The 19292-nt window shown below is 63.3% G+C and carries 24 protein-coding genes; 17 read left to right on the top strand and 7 right to left on the bottom strand.

What is annotated here, in order from left to right; all coding sequences use genetic code 11:
* The first annotated feature begins 23 nt into the window (after positions 1-23).
* The 10 genes from ACFK0J_RS39325 (at position 24) to ACFK0J_RS39280 (ending at position 12277) form a co-directional block, all read left to right on the top strand.
* The gene (locus ACFK0J_RS39325; RefSeq protein WP_378734917.1) at positions 24-4148 is read left to right on the top strand and encodes a hypothetical protein; all 4125 of its coding nucleotides are present in this window, start codon (positions 24-26) and stop codon (positions 4146-4148) included.
* Between the two features lie 655 nt (positions 4149-4803).
* Entirely contained in the window at positions 4804-5640 is an 837-nt protein-coding gene (locus ACFK0J_RS39320; protein WP_378734915.1) for a hypothetical protein, read from the top strand.
* Positions 5634-7220, top strand: a complete 1587-nt coding sequence (locus ACFK0J_RS39315; RefSeq protein WP_378734913.1) for a hypothetical protein — start codon at positions 5634-5636, stop codon at positions 7218-7220. Before ACFK0J_RS39320 ends, ACFK0J_RS39315 begins: the two co-directional genes overlap by 7 nt.
* A 37-nt stretch (positions 7221-7257) precedes the next feature.
* Positions 7258-8028, top strand: a complete 771-nt coding sequence (locus ACFK0J_RS39310; RefSeq protein ID WP_378734911.1) for an N-acetylmuramoyl-L-alanine amidase — start codon at positions 7258-7260, stop codon at positions 8026-8028.
* A 21-nt stretch (positions 8029-8049) separates the two neighbouring features.
* The gene (locus ACFK0J_RS39305) at positions 8050-8295 is read left to right on the top strand and encodes a hypothetical protein (RefSeq protein ID WP_378734909.1); all 246 of its coding nucleotides are present in this window, start codon (positions 8050-8052) and stop codon (positions 8293-8295) included.
* 159 nt (positions 8296-8454) lie between these two features.
* Positions 8455-9513, top strand: a complete 1059-nt coding sequence (locus ACFK0J_RS39300; protein ID WP_378734907.1) for a hypothetical protein — start codon at positions 8455-8457, stop codon at positions 9511-9513.
* A 19-nt stretch (positions 9514-9532) separates the two neighbouring features.
* Positions 9533-9895, top strand: coding sequence for a hypothetical protein (locus ACFK0J_RS39295; protein WP_378734905.1), 363 nt, complete (start codon positions 9533-9535; stop codon positions 9893-9895).
* Positions 9885-10514: a hypothetical protein gene (locus tag ACFK0J_RS39290; RefSeq protein ID WP_378734903.1), complete on the top strand. Its 630-nt coding sequence runs from the start codon at positions 9885-9887 to the stop codon at positions 10512-10514. Before ACFK0J_RS39295 ends, ACFK0J_RS39290 begins: the two co-directional genes overlap by 11 nt.
* A gap of 5 nt (positions 10515-10519) precedes the next feature.
* Positions 10520-11767: a hypothetical protein gene (locus tag ACFK0J_RS39285; protein WP_378734901.1), complete on the top strand. Its 1248-nt coding sequence runs from the start codon at positions 10520-10522 to the stop codon at positions 11765-11767.
* A 3-nt stretch (positions 11768-11770) separates the two neighbouring features.
* The gene (locus ACFK0J_RS39280; RefSeq protein WP_378734899.1) at positions 11771-12277 is read left to right on the top strand and encodes a hypothetical protein; all 507 of its coding nucleotides are present in this window, start codon (positions 11771-11773) and stop codon (positions 12275-12277) included.
* A 92-nt stretch (positions 12278-12369) separates the two neighbouring features.
* Here the strand turns inward: ACFK0J_RS39280 and ACFK0J_RS39275 are convergent, their stop codons facing one another.
* The 4 genes from ACFK0J_RS39275 to ACFK0J_RS39260 all read right to left on the bottom strand — a co-directional run bounded on the left by ACFK0J_RS39275 (position 12370) and on the right by ACFK0J_RS39260 (position 13893).
* Entirely contained in the window at positions 12370-12699 is a 330-nt protein-coding gene (locus ACFK0J_RS39275) for a DUF2510 domain-containing protein (RefSeq protein WP_378734897.1), read from the bottom strand.
* A 123-nt stretch (positions 12700-12822) separates the two neighbouring features.
* Positions 12823-13185, bottom strand: a complete 363-nt coding sequence (locus tag ACFK0J_RS39270) for a hypothetical protein (RefSeq protein ID WP_378734895.1) — start codon at positions 13183-13185, stop codon at positions 12823-12825.
* A 103-nt stretch (positions 13186-13288) separates the two neighbouring features.
* On the bottom strand, positions 13289-13525 hold the full coding sequence (locus ACFK0J_RS39265) for a hypothetical protein (RefSeq protein ID WP_378734894.1): 237 nt from the start codon (positions 13523-13525) through the stop codon (positions 13289-13291).
* 128 nt (positions 13526-13653) lie between these two features.
* Complete coding sequence (locus ACFK0J_RS39260; RefSeq protein ID WP_378734892.1) at positions 13654-13893, bottom strand: hypothetical protein; 240 nt, start codon at positions 13891-13893, stop codon at positions 13654-13656.
* A 207-nt stretch (positions 13894-14100) separates the two neighbouring features.
* Here ACFK0J_RS39260 and ACFK0J_RS39255 point away from each other — a divergent pair, with 207 nt between their 5' ends.
* Together ACFK0J_RS39255 and ACFK0J_RS39250 are read left to right on the top strand one after the other, a co-directional pair.
* A complete protein-coding gene (locus ACFK0J_RS39255; protein ID WP_378734890.1) occupies positions 14101-14409 on the top strand; it encodes a hypothetical protein in 309 nt (102 codons plus the stop codon).
* Between the two features lie 106 nt (positions 14410-14515).
* Positions 14516-15208 (top strand): hypothetical protein, encoded by a 693-nt coding sequence (locus ACFK0J_RS39250; RefSeq protein ID WP_378734888.1) that lies wholly within the window; start codon positions 14516-14518, stop codon positions 15206-15208.
* A 58-nt stretch (positions 15209-15266) separates the two neighbouring features.
* Here ACFK0J_RS39250 and ACFK0J_RS39245 read toward each other — a convergent pair whose 3' ends face one another.
* From ACFK0J_RS39245 to ACFK0J_RS39235, 3 genes are all read right to left on the bottom strand, one after another.
* Positions 15267-15659: a DUF1870 family protein gene (locus ACFK0J_RS39245; protein ID WP_378734886.1), complete on the bottom strand. Its 393-nt coding sequence runs from the start codon at positions 15657-15659 to the stop codon at positions 15267-15269.
* Between the two features lie 137 nt (positions 15660-15796).
* A complete protein-coding gene (locus ACFK0J_RS39240) occupies positions 15797-16003 on the bottom strand; it encodes a DUF397 domain-containing protein (RefSeq protein WP_378734884.1) in 207 nt (68 codons plus the stop codon).
* Positions 16000-16881: a helix-turn-helix domain-containing protein gene (locus ACFK0J_RS39235; protein WP_378734882.1), complete on the bottom strand. Its 882-nt coding sequence runs from the start codon at positions 16879-16881 to the stop codon at positions 16000-16002. Before ACFK0J_RS39235 ends, ACFK0J_RS39240 begins: the two co-directional genes overlap by 4 nt.
* Before the next feature lie 466 nt (positions 16882-17347).
* Here ACFK0J_RS39235 and ACFK0J_RS39230 point away from each other — a divergent pair, with 466 nt between their 5' ends.
* The 5 genes from ACFK0J_RS39230 to ACFK0J_RS39210 are packed head-to-tail and all read left to right on the top strand — an operon-like array spanning position 17348 to position 19285.
* Complete coding sequence (locus ACFK0J_RS39230) at positions 17348-17725, top strand: DNA-directed RNA polymerase subunit beta (protein WP_378734880.1); 378 nt, start codon at positions 17348-17350, stop codon at positions 17723-17725.
* Positions 17718-17975 (top strand): hypothetical protein, encoded by a 258-nt coding sequence (locus tag ACFK0J_RS39225; RefSeq protein ID WP_378734878.1) that lies wholly within the window; start codon positions 17718-17720, stop codon positions 17973-17975. The genes ACFK0J_RS39230 and ACFK0J_RS39225 overlap by 8 nt, the downstream gene beginning before the upstream one ends.
* A gap of 3 nt (positions 17976-17978) precedes the next feature.
* Positions 17979-18185 carry a hypothetical protein gene (locus tag ACFK0J_RS39220; protein ID WP_378734876.1) on the top strand — a complete coding sequence of 69 codons (207 nt, stop codon included), beginning with the start codon at positions 17979-17981 and terminating at the stop codon, positions 18183-18185.
* Positions 18186-18212: 27 nt separating this feature from the next.
* A complete protein-coding gene (locus ACFK0J_RS39215) occupies positions 18213-18443 on the top strand; it encodes a hypothetical protein (protein WP_378734875.1) in 231 nt (76 codons plus the stop codon).
* Positions 18440-19285, top strand: a complete 846-nt coding sequence (locus tag ACFK0J_RS39210; protein ID WP_378734873.1) for an SAM-dependent methyltransferase — start codon at positions 18440-18442, stop codon at positions 19283-19285. Before ACFK0J_RS39215 ends, ACFK0J_RS39210 begins: the two co-directional genes overlap by 4 nt.
* The last annotated feature ends 7 nt before the right edge of the window (positions 19286-19292 follow it).

Below are 19292 nucleotides of genomic sequence, written 5' to 3'. Positions count from 1 at the left end.
TGAATATCGGAAGGGCGGCGGCGATGGCTGAATATCACGCGGGCAGCGCCGAAGTCACCATCGTCCCCGGTATGCGCGGGTTCCTGCGCCAGCTGCGACGAGACCTCCGCGATATCCGGCAAGACCTCGGCGTGGAGATCAAACCGCAGCTTGCCACATTCCGGGCGACGGTCCGCGAGTCACTGAAGAACACCACGGTCCGAGTGGGCGTCGACGTCGATTTGAGCGCGGCTCGTGAACGGCTGCGCGTGTTCGCTGAGACCGTACGCCCGCGTGTGAACGTCGACATTCGCTTCGACCGCAGCCAGCTCGGCGAGCTACGCAACGGCCGCTATCTCGATGTCGAACTGAACATCGACCGTACGCACGCACACCTGGTCATGCGTGAATTCATGGCGATGTACCGGGTCCTGCCGATCCGGGTGGATGTCGATCTGACGGCCGCGCTCGCTCAGCTGGCGCTGCTGCAAGGGATGGCCGGGTCGCTGGGCAACCTCAACACCTCAGTCGGCAACCTCGGCGCCGGGCTAGCCGGGCTGGTCAACCCTGCCGGGCTGGCCGTGATCGCGATAGGCGCGCTGGCCGGGCTGTCCCTTCTACCGCTCGTCGGCCAAATCGCTCATGCGGCAACAGCTTTGGTCGCGCTTGGTCCGGCTGCCGGTGCGGCGTTTGCCGCTGTGGGTGCTGCGGCGGTGATCGGTTCGTCCGGGGTGGTCAAGGCGTTCCACGCCGCGAGCAAGGCGTCCGCTGATGCCGGACGCGCGGGCGAGCAGTCCGCCAAGGCGCAAGCCAGCGCGCAACGCCAGCTCGCCAGCGCGGTCGACTCGGCTGCACGTACGCACGAGCAGGGCGAAAAGCAGATCACCGCCGCCAAGCAAGCCGCCCGTGACGCCGAGGAAGCGCTAACCCGTGTTCGCAAGCAGGCCACCGAGCAAATCGAGGACCTGAACCTGGCGGTGACCGGGGGCGCGCTGGATGAGGAAGCCGCTCAGCTCGCCGTCGATCGAGCGGCCGAAAAGCTCGCCGAGATCAACGCTTTCGGCTCCGGGGCATCGCGCAATGATCGTCGTGACGCCGACCTTGCCTACCGCCAAGCCATCCAACGCCTGCACGAGGTCCAGGAACGCAACGGCGATCTACGCGAAGACCTGGCCACCTCCGACCGCGAAGGCGTGGAAGGCGCCCAAGCAGTCACCGAGGCCAAGAAGCGCCAAGCCGACGCCGAAACCGCGGTCACAGACGCGATCCAAGAGGCTGCCTGCGCGAATGCCGATGCAGCTCAGCAGATCAGCGACGCACAAGCCCAGCTGTCCGAGGCATTCGAGGCCGGATCGGAGTCCGCCGACGCCTACGCCGAAGCACTGGCGAACCTGGCACCCAATGCCGCAGACTTCGTGACCAAGATGCGCACGCTCGGCGACGATTGGACCGAGTTGCGAAAGGCAGTGCAGGACAACCTTTTCGAAGGTCTGGGCGACGACGTGGTCCGCCTGGCCTATGTCCAACTGCCGACCCTGAAAACCGGGCTGTCCGGGATCGCGGATGTCATCAACAACGGCGTTCGGCGGGCGCTGGCGTTCCTGTCGACCGACGCCGCGAAAACCGATCTAACCGTCATCTTCGACAACAGCCGCAAAGCGGTGGAATTCCTGGTCGATGGCCTGGGCGACCTCGGCGCGATCCTGTGGGACGTAGCGGCAGTGGGCTCGAAATTCCTGCCCGGCCTGGGCAAGGACTTCGCCGAGGCAACCAGTTCGTGGCGGGAACGCATTCACGAGATGCGCGAAGACGGGAGCCTCGAGAAGTTCATCGGTGAGGGCATCGAGAAGTTCAAGCAGCTGCTCGACATCGTCGCCAACGTCGGCGGGATGATCAAGAACGTGTTCGTCGGCTCGAACGAGTCGGGCGAATCGTTCCTTGACAGCATCCAGGCCACGGTGCGGGAGTGGAACGCCTGGCTGGGCTCGGAAGAGGGCCAGCGCAAGGTCCGCGAGTTCTTCACTGAGGTCAAGGACATCGTTTACGCCATCGCTGACGGCATCAAGACCGCCGCGGACTGGTGGGGCACGATCGTCGGCCTCGCGGACAAGCTCGGCGGCAACCCGATGGCGCAGGGGCTGAGCAAGCTGTTCAGTGACGACAGCTCGATCGGTGAGCGGGTTGTTGGCGCGTTCCAGATGACCGGCCCTGGTACCGCACTGACCTTCGGGTGGAACGCGGTACGAGACAAGGTGGGCGAGGCCAAGGACGCGGTAGTCGGTTTCGCCGACGCGGCGGCCGAAAAGCTGACCGGGTTCGGTGAGTGGGTGGCCGGCTGGGTGACCTCGGTCGGTGAGAACTGGCGCGGCCTCGCCGATGCCGTGTCAGGCGGATGGACCGACCGGGTGCGGCCTGCGCTCGATGAATTTCGTTTCGGGCTCGGGGCTTTGGGTGAGTCGATGCTCACGAAGGTCGCGGGCGGGGCGGTCACGGATTGGGCGACGCTGCCCGACGCGATCCGCTCCGGGGTGTCCGACATGATCGACTCCGCACTCCCGAAGCTGACCGAAGGTCTGGGCAGGGTCCGCGACTTCTTCCGGGAGGTGGTCGATGCCGCCAAGGGGTACTGGTCGGAACTGAAAGACGCTGTGCGCGAACCGATCAACTACGTGATCACCACCGTGATCAACGGTGGTATCGGGCGCGCCTGGACGGCTGTGGACAACTTCCTAGCAGGGAAGCTGCCCGACTGGACCGACGTGCCCGGCCTGGCCCGCGGTGGCCTCGTGCCGCTCGAGGAGGGCGCGCAGCGCGGCAAAGACTCCGTGTTGCGCAACTTGATGCCTGGGGAGTTCGTGTTGTCAGTGCCCGCGGTCAACGCCGCAGGCATCGAGAACCTGGACGCGTTCAACTCCGCCGCGCTCGCGGGCAGAAGCCCGGGTTCGGAGGGCTTGTTCAACATGGCCGAGGGCGGGCGGGTCACCCGCGATGACCCGGCTTGGGAGGCCATCTCCAAGGCCCACGAGTTCGCCCGTGCGCAGGACGGCAAGCCCTACCAATGGGCAGGCCCGCGGTTCCCTGGCGACAGCTTCGACTGCTCGGGTCTGATGGGGTCGCTAGCGGCAGTACTGCAAGGCAAGAACCCCTGGCAGCGCTACTTCAGTACCGCGTCGTTCACGGGCGCGAGTGGCCCCATGGGATTCGTGCCCGGCGTCGGTGCGGGCCTGAGCGTCGGCGTCAACGACAACCCGAACGCACCGGGCGGTGGCCACATGGCCGGAACTCTCTCCGGCGCCGAGGGATTGCCCGACATCAATGTCGAATCGTCGTCGGCGGGTGTGCGGTACGGGGGCGGCGCGGCTGGCGCTACTGACGGTCAGTTCCCCTGGCGGTTCCATCTGCCGATTACCGAGGCGGGCTCGTTCATCGACCCCGGCCCCGGTTCCAGTTCGGCTGGAGCCGATCAGCGCGGCTGGATCGCCACCCAGGCGCAACGGTTGTTCGACAAGATCACCGAACCACTCGCGGGCCTGATCCGTGACGGGGTCGGCACGCTGGTCGGGGACGCCAAACTCGGCCAGCTTCCCGGCACGCTGTTCGAGTCGATGCGCGGCGCGGTACGCGAAGAGATCGGATCGCGTATCGACGCGCTGACCGATGGAATCTCCGGGTTGTACGACAAGGTCAAAGACGCGGCACAGGCGGCGAACCCGCTGAACTGGATACCGGGAATCGTCCGCGATCAAGGCGGGGTGCTCAAACCCGGCGCGAGCATGGTCTACAACGGCACCGGCCGTGACGAGTGGATCTTGTCGCCGGAATGGGCCGCCCGTATCGATCAGCTCGTCCGCGCTCTCACTGGACCGGTAGCACCGCTGCCCGGTCCAGTGCCGGACTACAACCCGGCCGACCAGGCGGCGGCCGCGCACAATGCGGTCAACACCCCGCCGCCACCGCAACCGGACCGCTGGGCCCAACTGGGCCAGCAATCGCTGTCGAAAGTCGACGCCTTCGCCCGCGACAACTGGGCAGGCATGGCCGAATCCCTGCTGTCCGGAGTGATCGGTGCGGCTCCGACAACGATCAACGCTGTCGATGTCGAAGGCGCGTACCGGGAAATGCGCCGCTACGACAACATGCGCCGCAACCGGTACCGGGTCCGGGTCTGACACGTACGTGTCAGCAGCTGGGTGGCGGCAGCCGAGCTGCTGCCACCACCCAGCATTCCCGCTACGAGCTATTCGGGCGCTGGCGCACAAACACCGCCAAGACTGACAACCCCACAGTGACTGCGGTTGCCCAGTCAGCGAGATACCCTGCGGCCGTTGCCAAACTCACGGCTAGCGTGAGAATCAACAACGGATGGGTTTCGGGCTGCTTCGGGGAAGCTGGACTCGGGTCGGGGATGTCGTCGGTTCGCGATACGCTCACGTTGCCTTTTCGTCCTTCTTTGCCGGAGGGGTGATGGGTTCTTCGCGGCCCTCGCCTGCCGTTAACAGGCGAGGGACCGCACTTCCTTTCCCGACGTACGGACGCATCCGACTGTGTGCCTTACGAATCCGGTCGATCGGGTGAAACGAGCCTAACCCCTTCACCCGACACCAAACCGTACCCGCGAAAGCACCCAAGTCTTCGTGCGCTCCAGAACCGCGAAAATGCCTCCGTACCTGGGCAATTGCAAGTGGATCAGATGGCACCGACAACTCCAAGCCCGACCGAGCAAGCAGCACTTATCTACGTTGTAGACAGGATTTTTGGCGGGCTGCGGCCACGGCAGCCGTCATTTTTGACACGTAGGTGTCGTCACAACTGAAGAGGGACGCCATGAGTCAGCTATTCCGCGACGGTCGCGCGCAAGTGGTGCTGTGCGGGCCTGGACCGCAAGGCCCGGTGTGGAATTTGACCGATGGTGAAGACGGTGTGCTGCTGCTCGAGGGGTGGAGCAACATCTACGACCCGCCGACCCGGCACATCTTCAACCAGGGTGCACGCCAAGACGGTGCTACCTGGCTCGGTGCTGTGGTAGAGCCGCGCAAGTTCGAACTTCCGGTGCACGTGTCACAGACCAGGATGCGGGGCTGGCGCAGCGTGAACGACGCGTTCTTCGAATCTGTTGTGTTCGAGGAGCTGTCACGTATCTACGTGCTGACGGAGTTCTCCGGGTACTGGTGGCTGGACTTCCGCAAGGACGACACCGAAGAGGCCATCTACACCAAAGACCCAGGGCTGCGCGGTTTCCAGAGTTACCGGATTCCGGTGGTCGCGGAAAATCCGTGGTGGCGCGGGATGGAAGAGGAAGTCGCCTGGCGTAACGGGCAACCGGCGCCGAAGATTTGGAACCGCGGTAACCGTCCGGCCTGGTACCAGATGATCGTGAAAGGCCCTGGTGTCCTACAGGTTCCAGACGGTGACGGCCGAATCCTCACTCTTCCGAAACTCAAACCCGGCCAGGTGCTTCGTGTCGACACCGACCCGGACAAGCGCACGATCGTGGCCGTGAATCCGGAAGAGAACCTGTTCCGGGCCATGGGCGCGAACAGGTTTCGTGCGCCGATTCCCAAACGCACGTTGTTCGACCTGGCCGGAATCCGCTTCATCGACGGCAATGCAGATAGCTCGGTGGTGATCCGAGTGGAACCGAAGAACAGGGGGCCATGGTGAGTACCGCGACCATCGACCGGCCCGACATCAATGAGCATCTGGGTATCGTGTTCGACCCTGGCCGGCTCCGGCCTGGGCCGCTCGACATCGACGCCGCCGCAGAGCTTTTCGAACTCTTGGCTCCGAATCCTCCGATCGGTGACCGGGCGCAATTCGAGATCATCATCTATGACAAGTTCCTGAGCCCGCTGGGTGAACTCAACAACTACAGCAGCGCCAAATGCGAATTCGTGTGGAACGAAGTCGGAACCGGCGAGCTCGATATCCCCGGTGATCACCCATTCGCCAAATTATGTATGTCCGCTGACCGTACCGTCGTGCCGATCAGTATTACCTACAACGGGAAACGGTGGTCGGGCCGTGTCGATATGGCGACCCGCCGGGGCATCAAGGGACGCAAGCGGATCACGCTGCAACTGGTCGATGACTACGCGTGGTTCCACGCGATCATCGCGTGGCCGCAGCCACTGAGTATTCCGGAGGTCCAGTTCCCGCCGCAGGACATCATGGTCGCGCCACTGCGCACGCTGATCTACTGGTATGCCGCGCGCAACGCGTGGCGGCTCGGGCTGCCGTTCACGTTCCTGCCCTATGACCTGTTCCGCGACACCACGCCATGGAAGGTCGGTATGGCCCGGATGGTGCCGCTCGATGAGCTGTTCGCACCGTGGCTGGCCGAAGAGGACTGCAAGCTCGACATCTCGCTGTGGGTGCCCGGCGACCCGCAACCGCACCCGGACCTGTTCCTAACCCGCCCGCAATACATCGTGCAGGTCATCGACCGCCCCAAGACCGGCGGCGTCATCAACACCGGGACGTTCCTGGACGGTCTGGCCGACCTGCTCGGCGAGCTGATCGCCGGATTCATCAACGCCGTAGGCGGGTTCCTCATCCCCGGCCTGGCCGAAGCCCTCGACGGGCTGCTGCGCCGCAAAGAAGTCCCGTGGGTGATCTGGTCCGAATCCTCCTCCGGCGTGGTCGATGCCGAACTGACGGTCAAGCACCCGATGTACTACAGCGTCGTCGTCGGCGGGAAGTCCCCGACATGGGTCAACAAAATGGTCGACCTGATCGCCGAACTCGCGGTCAACGCGATATTCGCGCTGCTCTCCCTGACCGTTATCCCCGGTGTCGGAACGTTGTTGGCGTCGATATTCCACGACGTTTTCCTAGCGTTCCAGAAATTCGTGAACTGGACAGCACGCGCCGAACTCGGCCCGTTGGCCTTCCCGGAAGGGTTCGTGAATGCGGGATCGGCCTACAGCTTCGCGTCGAACCAGGCCGGAAGCAAGGGCTTGTGGGAAGGGCGTGGTCAACGCTGCGCGAAAGTCGAAGTGCTCGACGGCTATCCGTTCCTTGCGTTTGCCGACTACGAGGTCGGTGTGGTCGCTGGATGGGAAGACGAAGACGAAATCTACTTCGACCGAATCCAATCCATCAGCATCGAAGACACCCGCACCGACCGAGTGAAGGTCTCCACCTTCATCGGTGACGACAAAGCCGACGAAGAACCCGGAGCCAAGGGAATGCGGCTGATCAAGTCCGTCAATGAGGCAGTGAACTTCCTTGCCGTGAACTAACACCGCGGCGCATCCGCAGATAGAAAGCAGGAACAATATGGCTTGGTCCGGTGACCCGGTATGGCTGGCCGACGTACTACGTGATGAAGGCTTGCGGGTGGTCGAATTCCCCGGCTGGCGTGACCGCGGGCACGGAGACTTCGGAAGCATTTGGGGGATAGTCGCCCATCACACTGGCGGTTCGCGTACTCCTCCGACCGAAATCGCGTACGGAATACCGTCTTTGGAAGGCCCACTGTCGCAACTGCATCTGGCCCAGGACGGCACGGTGACCGTCGTCGCTGCCGGTGTCGCCTGGCACGCGGGCGTGGGCTCGTGGCCCGGCCTGCCAGAGGACAACGCCAACTTCCACACGATCGGAATCGAAGCAGCCAACAACGGCACCGAGGGGTGGTCTGCGGCGCAATACGACGCTTATGTGCGCTGCTGCGCGGCGATCCTGCGCCGACTCGGCTACGGCGCCGATCGAGTGATCGGGCACAAGGAATGGGCCGGACCCAAGCAAGGCAAGTGGGACCCAGGCTCGATGGATATGGACCGGTTCCGCGCCGATATCGCGGGCCGACTGAAAGGTGATGAGCTAATGGCACTTTCGGATCAGGAACAGCGCGAGCTGCTCGACAAGCTGCGACAGGTGCACTTCGAGCTGACCTACGGATTTCAATCACGGGTTGCCGATTCCGAGTACCGCGACACGATCGCTGGCTACGTACTGAATTCCGATGCGGCGGACTACCGCAACGAACAACGCCTGAAGGCACTGGAAATCAAGCTCGACCGAATCCTTGCCGAGCAGGCCGGGAACTGAACCAACACAGGGAGTTTCACCATGACTGACTTCACTACCCCCACCCAGATTGCCCACCCGTGGCAGGCCACCGCGCGAACGGTCTTCGCCGTGCTCGTCGCGCTCGCCTCGCTGCTCCCCGTTGTCGCGGTCGCGGGCGGCATCGACACCGTGCCCGCCGTCGCCCAGGTGATCGCTGTATGCGGTGCGGTGACCCGCGTTCTGGCGCTGCCCGGCGTCGACGAGTTCCTATCTCGGTTCCTTCCGTTCCTGGCAGCCAGCCGCTAAAGGCCTGACGGGGCATCACGGGGCCGTAGTTCCCGTGATGCCCCTCGTATCCGAGCTGGTGCGCACCTGGGCAGGGGCGCACCACTATGTATTCGAGACGCGTACCCGTGCGGATGGGTGAGCGCGCTGAACGACATCACTGTCGAGTCAAGGACATTCATGTACAACCTGGAGCGCACCGCCCGAGTCATTTTCCAGTTCAAGGACATCTGGAATGTGCGCGACTCCCATCGAGCGATCCTTGAATATCTCGATGATGCGGTCGCGGTGAACATCCCGGCCTACAAAGGCGACAAGGGCGAGCGGGGCGAGCCCGGCCCGTCCCCGCTCTATCGGGGCACTGTCGCCACCGAAGCCGAGCTGGTGCCGATTGCGGAGAAGCTGACCGCCGCCGAGATCGGGCATTGGTGGGCAGTGGCCGGCTCGTCGGCCGGGTGGATCTGGAACGGTACAAGCCTTCTCAAGCGTGACAACTGGGTTGGCGTCCAAGGCCCGGTCGGGCCGATGCCTACCTTGGTCGGCGGGACGTTCACCAGCGGCGAGCAACCCGGCGGTTCGATCGAGCAGGTAAGCCCGGGTGCGTACCGGATCAATGTCGTTTCCCAGCGCGGGCCCAAGGGCGACAAGGGCGAGCGAGGAGCGACCGGCCCGGCCGCCGCGATCGGCGCCGCGTCCGACTTCACCCCAGCAGCCAACGTCGCGCCCGGCGACGCGATCATCCGCACCGCGGACGGCCGCTACACCACCGGCCCAAACCTCGGCTTGCCGATGTACACCATTCAGCCCGGCCAGTTCGCCGCCGCCAACATCACCACCGGTTCGACCACGACGCGGGTGCAGCTGGCCCAGATCACCATCCCAGCACAGACCTTTGCCTGGCGGCCGAGCGTGCGTGGCCGCGTGCGAGTCCGCGGTGGAGCGTCCACGCGCGTCGATATCGAGGTGCGTCACGGCCACCCAGACACCGGCCTCCAGGTCGGCTACGGCTTGGGCTCGCTGCTGACCTCCGGCCTCAACGGCGTCGCTCATCCGGTCGAAGTCCTCACCGAGTACGCCGGAAACGAGCCGATCGACCCAACCAAGAACATCGGACGCGTGCCCGCAGGCACCGAAGCCACGTACTACGTGCACGCGGTCAAAGCCGAGGGGTTCTGGGACGCGTGGGTGACCTACGCCGAGCACGCCACCCTCGAATTGACCTGCATCCCAACCGCTTAACCGAAAGGGTGGTCCGGCCGTGAGCGTGATCACCGAGAACTTGCCCGCCGTCCTGGCTGGGCTCAGCGCGGTCGTGGCCGCTCTCTACGCGCGCCGCTCGCAGCGCGAGTCGAACCGTTCCGCGGACTGGCAGGCGTTCGTCAAGAGCCAGGCCGAATTGCTGATCAAGCCGCTTCGCGAAGAACTCGACAAGGCCAAGGCCGATATCGCCGAGTTGAAAACCAAGCTGTCCCGCCGCGAAGGTGACCTAGCGCGAACCCAGTTCCAGCTGCGCGAAGCCGTGGCCTACATCCGGGTTCTGCTCGCCGTGCTGGCCGACCGCAGAGCCCGCATCCCGCGCGTGCCCGAGAGCATCGAGAAGCAGGTAGAAGATGGAATTTAGCCCGTACGTCCTCGAAGCCGCAGGCCAGGTCCGGACCAGCCTGTTCGGCGGGCTCGAGGGAACCTGGACATCGACCGGTGGCACCACCGAAGCGACGTTTCCGCGCTATGCGGTCTCGCTGGAGCCTTTCCAACGCGGGTCGTTCGAAGTGTGCCTAATTCGTGCGCGACGCAACGAGACGTTCGACTCGGTGACCTCCATCTTCGGAAAAATGGACGTGACAATGCTTTTCGCGATGGCCGCCTACACCGTCGACTCGTCGGTGCGCGGTGGACGGCTCAGGCTCGTCGGGAAGACCCAGAATCTTGTCAACCAGGTGACACGCAACCCGACCGAGTTTCGCGGTCACATCGGCAATCAGATACAGGTCGAGGCCGGTAAGTACTACGCGTTGGCGTCGCTGCTGGTGAATTACGCGACCACTGGCGACTACCCGATCCTGGGCACCGCTGCTATATCGGGGTTGCTGCCCGCTTCGGTCGGCTCCGATTTCCCAGTCATGTATGGGTGGATGTGGGCCGACAACATCCGAGACTTTCCCGAAACGCTCGACATGTCCTCGCTCGGTCGCTCGACCCGCGCGCCGTGGCTGGCGTTTTCGAATATGCCGAAGGGTTGACCCCAATGACTAATCCTGTGCAGTACGTCAAGGTGGTCGGCAACCTTGGCGGGTTCATCATCGACGGCCTCGACCCCGACGACCGCCCCGACGAGATCGGGCTACGCGGCACCATCCGATTCTCGCTGCTGCTCGCCGATCGTGACGCCGTGCTGATGCCGCACCATCCGGGCGGGTCGACGCTGCGCGTGGTCGACACCTTCGAAGTCGAAATCGACGCGGACGGTGATCTGTCCCAGCGCGGGCGCAAGTACGTGCTGCTGCCCGCGCTGGACGAGTGGACCAATCCGCCGCGTGGGGCGTACCGCGTCGACTTCATCAACATGTCGATCGGTGGGCAGCGAATCAATCTGCGGCCCATCGAGATTCCAGCGACACCGGGAACGGTCGACCTGGCGCGCGCCTTCCCGGTACCCGGCACCCCAGCGCCGGGTATCACGCGTGGTGAGAAGGGCGACAGCGTGACCGCGGTTCGACGTGACGGCGCCGCACTGGTGTTCACCATCGATACCATCCCGCCCCGAGACCTCGAACCGGTACCGCTCCCGGAAGTGTCAGCCCTGGCAGGCTGGCGAGACCAAGCGCAGTCAGCCGCGAGCACGGCGACCAGCTCGGCCACTGCTGCGGCCGGCTCAGCCGAGCAGGCCCGCGCCTGGGCACAAACCGCGGAGAACGCGACCCTGCCCGACGACAGCGTGAACGCCGCGAAACTCGCGGCAGCGGTGCGAGCATCACTTGCACGCGCCGACACGGCCACACAACCCGGTCACAGCCACACCATTGCCGAAATAGCCCAGCTGCAGGCCACCCTGGACGGCAAGGAGAACGTCGGAGCTGCTGCCACAGTGGCCGCAGAGTTGCGCGGCAGCGCGCCCGCCGCGCTCGACACGTTGGGCAAGCTCGCGGCCGCACTGGGCAACAACGCCAGCTATGCCACTGACACGGCCGCCGCGCTCGCGGGCAAGTACAGCAAGCCTGCCGCAGGCATCCCGTCCGCTGACCTGGCAGACGGCTCGGTCACTACCGCCAAACTGGCGCCCGGCGCGGTCGACTCGTCCAAGATCGCCGATGGCTCGATCACCGATACCGATATCAGCGCTTCCGCAGGCATCGCGGTGTCCAAGCTCGGTACCGGGCGCGTAACCGGTGCGTCGGCGGGCGGGGCAAAGACTGTGACTTTGTGGTTCGGCACCGAAGCCGAGTTCGCCGCGATCACTACCAAGGACCCGAATACCCTCTATCACAGGACGTGAACTATGGCCGGTAGCTCGTTGGGCGGCAACGCCATTCGACGGCTGTCGATCGGAGCGACCCCGATCAAGCGAGTGTCACTGGGTTCGGTGCTGGTGTGGAGCAACGCACCCGATCCGGCCGGGATCAACAAGAACCAGGACCAGACACTCGGCACCAATGGAGGATGGGTCACGATCACTGGCTACGTCCTGCGTGAGGGCTTCCCGCTGACCAGCGTGGTCGCTGGCGGATTCGTCGCCAGCTCCGATGGAGCACTCAAGGTCACGGCACAGATCACCTGGGGGTCCAGCGGCAATCTCGGCACACATAACGTCGGTGTCGGAGTCAACAACGCGTCGCTTCTACTGAGCGGTGTCGAGGCCGACGAAGGGGTGTCGAAGGTGACCGGGAATATCGAGGTTCGTGCCGGGGATGTGGTCGGATTGGCCGGGTTGTTCAGGGGCGGTTCGTTCGGGGCCAACACCGTTCTAGCCGGGACGGGCACCTACCTGACCGCGACCCCGGTGTGAGAACACGAAAGCGCCTCCGGACGGGTCGCACGTGATGTCCGGAGGCGCTTTGTGTCGACTGTTGGGTAATCGAACGACTCTTCGATCTTGCCCTATCGCGTGAAGTCGGTGAACTGGTGGCCGTCAAACCACCGCTGCGCCCCGGCCTGATCGGGGTACCAGCCAGGCGGCGGACCCTGCCGAACGGGCACCGGTGGTACCGCCGGAACCGGTACGGTGCGTTTCGAACTGGCCGCGCGCACCAGGACAACCACGAGCAGAACAACCAGTGCGATCGGCACGACGACGAAAAGCATGACGATTGCAGTCGCGCCCGCGTTGCCGTTGACGAGGTAGCCGACCAGCAGCAGAGGGCCGAGCGTGCAGGCGATCCAGGTAAGCGTGCGCGTCCAGGTCTGGCGCGGAGTTTCAAAGCGGTTCAAGCGAATTCCCCTCCATCATGTCGAGCCGCAATCACTCGAAGCATAAGAGGGGGATCGACACAAAGCGAAGGGTCCGATGGTCACACCCGATTCGGAGGACCACCGGACGCCTTCAGGGTTCGTTCAGTTGACGATGATGATCTGTGTCGGCAACAGCAACGATTCCGGTGTGTTGTCGATCAACGCTCGCGCCTGCTCGACGGTCAACGTGCCAACGATGCTCATCTGATCAGCTAGCGACCCGGCGATCAGATACGCCAGTTGCGCACCATCGTGGTACAGGCCGACAGACCACGTGCACTGATCGTCGCCCCAGCCTTCCATATCGCCGTTGGACGCACCGACGCGCAGACCACACGGCAGCGTTCCCCAGATCGCGTAGCAGCCGCCTCCGCCGTTGGAATCAACCTCGGCATCGCTGATGCAGTGATCTGTGACCAGCAGAATCTCGTCGTAGTACTTCTCACCGAAACGCTCGATATGCATTGAATTCGCCTATCTATGGACTTGAGTCCGTGCGTGACCGCTGGACTCCTATGGAATCGAAAGAGAGCGCGGGGCACCCTTCGCCGGGTGCCCCGCTTTTCTATTATTCGGTGCTTCCGAACTTCATCATGTGTTCATGAATGAATGACTCCCGGAGGTTTTTCACCAGCTTCGGCGGAAGAGACATCCAGAGAGTCGGCGTGACAACGTCGAAAAGGTCATTCGCTTTTTGCTCCATCTCCTCGATGGACAACGCTTCGTCCTGATGTGCGTAGCGCGCGATTGCGATGCACAATTCAACGATTTTGTCGTAAACATCCATGGCGGGAGTGATAGACATACTGCCTCTTTCGGGCTTGAGCCTATGCGTGACCGCTGGGCTCCTCGGTTACTGAATCTAAATGGCTGACACGTACGTGTCAAACCCTGCGGGGCACTCGGGCATCGGGTGCCCCGCGCTCTATGTTTCTAGCTCTGACCAGCCTCGTAGTCGTGACCGTGCGCCTGAAGGAACTCCGCAAGAGCAACCTGGACGATGTGCGCAGGCATCACCTGTTCCAGCACGGAAACCAACTCCAGAAACTTCTCCCTGATCGCTTCGCGTACTTCCTCGCCAGAAAGATTCTGGTTCTCCAGATCGTTCACGACCAGTTCCATTGCGCGGATGTAGACGCGATCGATAAATGTATTGCCTGCGGTGTTCGACATATTAGCTTGCCTTTCGTGAGGACTTGAGTCTGTGCGTGTCCGCTGGACTCCGTGCAAGAACGAACTTAAGTGGTTGACGCTTACGTGTCAACCGCTAATTTGCCCAGGTCACTGCCTTGACACGTACGTGTCAGCCCGGTAATTTCATTCCTGTCAGGAGCCCAGCGGACACGCACAGGCTCAAGCCTTCGAATATCGGAGCGGTAAATGCGATCTCATGAAATCTGGCACGCCGAATACTTGCGGCTGTGCGAATACGCATACGAGGATTGGGACAACTACTTCACTGAGGAACAGGCCCGCCACGTTGCCCAGGGTTGGGCTGACGGGAACCTCAACCTCGACGCCTGGGCGGAAGGGGTTCGACCGGTCACCTCCGACACTCTCGCCGAAGCCGAGAAGATCCTGGACGACCTCCGGATGTGCGCACAGAACCACTGGCCCCACGCAGACGAACCCTGGTGCCAGGTAGCAGGTATGGAACGCGTCGTGATGTTCCTGCGCACCCAACTCTGAACCTACGCCCCGGCCGGTCCAGACCGGCCGGGGCACCCGAACCCCCTCAACTCAGCGGAGCCCAGCGGATACGCACAGGCTCAAGACTCCACCGGAGCAACCACTCATGAAGATCAGCCCTCTCGTCGTCGCCGTCGAAAAGACCTGGAAGCGCATTCAAGAGCGGCACCCCGATGTGCCCGACGTCATCGTCACCATCGGACCCGGTTCCATCAACGGCAAGTTCCAGACCCTCGGACACTTCGCGGCGAACCGCTGGGTTGCCAAGGCAGATGGGACCACCGTGCACGAACTGTTCATCGGTGGTGAAGGGCTCCAGCGCGGACCGCACGAGCTACTGACGACGCTGCTGCACGAAGCAGCACACGGCCTAGCCGCAGCGCGGGGCATCAAGGACACCAGCCGCCAGGGCCGTTACCACAACGCGAAGTTCAAAGAAATCGCCGAAGAACTCCGTCTCGAGGTCAGCCACACCAAGGAAATCGGCTGGTCCTCAAGCACGCTGGACGAGGTTCAACGGTGGGACTGGCGCAAGGAGATCGAAGCCCTCGAACGGGCCATGACCACTCACCGCCGCCACGAGATGAGTCCCGGCGACACCGAGAGCGGGACCGAAGGCGAAGACGGGGAAGGCGAAGGCGAGGACAACGGCGGGCGCAAGTCCAACAACAACGGTGTCTCGCTGTCGTGCCCGTGCGGTCGCAAGCTCCGAGTATCGAACAAGGAGCGCGACCGCGGCCCGATCATCTGCGGGCTGTGTATGGAACCCTACGAGGCTCCCGAAACCGACGAGGACTGACCAACTCGACCACCAGCCTCCGGGCCTGCCACTGGCCGGCTCGGAGGCTTCCGGTCGTTCACGCCTGCGGTGGTGTGTACCAGCGCAATTGGACACTCGGACGCTCAGCGACCACCCGAGCGGTCCATGCCTCATGCCACGCGGCCGGATAGACGCTATCCGGCTCGGCCAAGCGGTAGTCATGGTTCGTGCGGTAGGTGTAGAGCACCTGTTCCGCATCGTCGCGATCGAGGGCGGTAATCGTCTCTTCGATCAGGTCCAGGGTCTTCTCGGAGATCGCTGCCAGCTCGGCGATGCGGTGTTCCGGTATCGCCTGCTTGCCGCGTTCCCACTGATCGACGGAGCTACCTGAAACGCCGATGAATTCCGACCACCACTGGCGGTCGTTGAGGCCGAGCAGCTTGCGGGTAGCCCGGTACCACGCCGCACCCCTGGGTGCCGTGTCTTCCATCGTTCGCGCTTCTCCTTCCAGACCGGATCGGCCCCCACCGTAGCTCGGCCCTGTCTTAGCGCTTGGCCGTCCCCGAAAACAGTTCAGGCCCGCCACTGTCACACATTCGGACGGACGGGCCTGAATTGCAGAGAGACTTACGGCTGATCGAACTCGCCGTCACGGGTGCCCGCAACGAATGCAGACCACTCGCCCGGGGTGAAGACCAACGCAGGCCCGGCCGGGTTCTTCGAGTCACGGACACCGACGTGCCCGCCATCAAGAAATGCGACCTCCACGCATTCCGAGCCCCCCTGGCTGCGGCTGCTCTTGAACCACTTCGCACCAGCAAGGTTCACGTTCACTTTTGATACTCCTTCGCTATCTTCCTCAATAGTGCTCTGCTGTCCGCAGCGCTCAGCGATGCACCGTGTAAAGCCGCCGATACTGAACGGTAGCGGTCGACATCGTGGGGCTTCTCCAGGTAGATGTTCGCGGTGACCACGCTTTCGACGTAGACCACGTCGGGTTCGACGGGTCGCCCCTTGGCGTCGACCCCGAAGGCCAGGATGACGAACGGTCCCGGTAGCAGGCCCAGCGGTATTCCCGCCGAGAACGGTAGTACCCGTACGCTGACGTTGGGCCACGTGCTGGCGTCGGCTAGGTGACGGAGTTGGGTGGCCATGATGCGGGGGCTTCCGACCGCGCGGCGCAGCGCGGACTCGTGCAGCACCACATCGAGGGTAACCGCCTCGGTCTTGCGTTTGACGATCGTCTGTCGCGTCATTCGCAGTTCGACGCGACGGTCGATATCGGTGTCGGCCTCATCTACGAAGTAGTTGCGGATCATCGTCCGGGCGTACTCCTCGGTTTGGAGTAGTCCAGGAACCAGCTCCTGATACGAGATGAGCTGGCGTGCTGCGGCTTCCAGTCCGACGTAGTTATCGAAGTTGTCCGGCAGCAGATCGTTGTACTCGGCGTGCCAGCTCTTGACCGCCGCCTGCTGGGCAAGGTGCTTCATCGCGGCAGTCTCTTCGGCTGAACGCTCATAGACCTCACACAGGTGCTGCACGATTCGTACGCGTACCTTGTCGGCCCCTCCCTTCTCCAAGCGGTGCAACGTCGTCGTGCCGATTTCCACGCTCCTGGCCGCTTGGGCCAGGGTCATGCCGATTTCCTCGCGGTACTTACGTAGCTGTCGCCCCAGCTGTCGGCGGGGCAGGGTGCTGTCATCGTCGGCCATCTGTTGGTAGCTCCTGGGTGGACGGAACGGTGGACAGCGGGGAGCGAACACGAGTTTGACACGGTTTCCGGAACGAGCAAACAGGGTTTGCGGAACATGTCGATCCGGATTCCGGAATCAGTCTCACATGATCACCGGAAACCTACCTGGCGAAATGGAAATTCTTGGATGGGATTTCGCTTCTGCGTTGTCCCAGGTCACCGGGGGTGCTGTCGTTGGAACTGCGCGGTATCCGGAGTGGCGGGGAGCCCCCTCAACTCGACGCCGTTGTGCGGGCGACCAGTACGGCTGCGGGTTGCGGGCCGAATCGCCGGATACCGCGCTCCTGGAACTTCTCGATGCGAGCAGAGGCCGACAGATGGACGACACAGGCATAGGGAACACGCTGTACGCCCGGTGTGAGTTCTATCGGCGGGTGTGTGGCCTGCCCGCGGTTGTCGATCCTCCACAGCTGCGGAGGATTTCGATGCGCGCCGGACGTACCTGGGCGTTGGTGACGTCTGCACCGCTCGGCGCGGCGGTCCGGATTCGACTGGATCGCCAAGGCGCAGAGATCGGGCCGATTCTGTCGGACCCCCGGTCGCACCAGTGGTCATTCCTGATCGTGCCCGACCTTCCCGCCGACGCGGCGGTGTATGCGTCATTGTTCCGCCTCGATGTGAAGGTGGTCCGCAACGGCGGAACCATCGCGTTGCCATCGCCGGATGACAACTGCTCGGTGTTCCGTCAGTGGATCGAAGCGCCACACGGGCCATTCCGGCCATCCGGCCGCGTCGTTGTCGACGCGATCGAGGCATGCACCAGCGGCATACGTCGGCCCCTTCGGAGGCTGAGTCATGTCTGAGGAGCTACCTGATACCGAGCCTGACGTAACGGAAGATGCTCTACCGCAGCGCGTTCCGCAGCTACTCGGCCTTGCTCCATGGCCGCCGCATCCGGCCGAAATATACGAAGTATTTTCCGAGGCTCTGCGGAACCTTGACGCAAAGCCTGAGTCGGCTAGCGACGAGCAAGTCAGCCTGACCGAGGTACGCGCGGCGTTCACCGAGCAACCGGGTGTGACCATCAAGGACGCGCCGCAGTCGGAGCGGTGAGAGATGAGCGCCCCGGACGTGCACCTGCAGATCGACCTGAGCGGGGTGATTTTGCACTACGCAGCCAGCGCCGAGGCGGCTAATGCACTTATCGCCGACGAGCAGATCCATCACTACCTGGACGACATCACGGTAATCCCCGGTCCCACAACCGGTTTGACTCGCCTGCCGTGTGAATGCCTGTTCAGTCCTACGGCCTGCACCAGTTAAACACGCTTTGCCGCAAAGGAATTCGCCATGACAGGAATACAACAGTCTGCCGTCGACAACGAATCGGCACGATGGTTCGTGAGCGAGACCACCGGAGCCGTGCACCTGCTCAGCATCAAACACGACGGCACAGTGACGACCCTCCCTCACCAGCCCACCCTCGAGGAATACCCCGACCTGTCCGCACCGCTGCGTGACCAGATCATCCGCCACATGCGCAATGCCGCACAGGCGCGCGGGGCGTCACGCACCTCATGAGCGGTTCGAACGTCCACGAGGACGAGAGCGGCGTTCTCGTGGACAGCGAGACAGGCGTCCGATTCACCACGGAAGAGGTGAGTTTGGCACGGGTGCATAACTTCTGGCACCACGGCAAGGATCATTACCAGGCTGACCGGGATTTCGCGGACCAGGTCGGTGGATACCCTGGCCTGGCCTCAGCCGCGTATGGCGCACGTAGATTCCAGTTCGACGTCACTGAACACCTGATCACCGAGTGCAAGGTTACGCAGTTCCTCGACCTGGGAGTCGGGTTGCCAGCGGACCCCTATCTACACAACGTCGCCGCCACGCTCAATCGTGAGGCGAAGGTTGTCTACGCGGACTATGACCCGTTGGTGGCGGCTCATGCTCGCGCTCTCCTAGACATTCGTCCCCATGCGATGTACGTGCACGGTGATTTCACCGATCCCTCTCCGATATTAGCCAAAAGTCAACTTCTGTTGGACTTCTCGCGACCGGTGGCGGTTTCACTGGTATCAGTCCTGGAGTACATGCCCGTCGAACCGCACACGATGCTGACCGCTCTGCGCAACGCTCTTGCCTCCGGCTCATACCTGCTGCTGGCGAGTTTCACCGACCACGCGGCCGGGCGCGATGGCCTCGAAGCCAGTTTCAAGGCCAACGGGCTCGCCTTCCGCAATCGAAGCCTGGCCGAGTTCAGCGCGTTGTTCGACGGATTCGAACTCCTCAGCCCCGGCGTCGTATCCGTCGATAAATGGACGGTCACCCCGGCTGAGGGTCCGCGCCGACTCCGTCCCGGCGAAGTGCCCGATCCCACGGATCTGCCGTGTTACGTCGGACTTGGGCGCAAGCCCTGACCATCAC

This window comes from Nocardia brasiliensis, assembly GCF_042691675.1.
GTDB classification, from domain to species: Bacteria; Actinomycetota; Actinomycetes; order Mycobacteriales; family Mycobacteriaceae; genus Nocardia; species Nocardia brasiliensis_D.
Note: the sequence above shows the minus strand (reverse complement) of the source record. Positions and strands in the feature narration are given on the sequence as shown.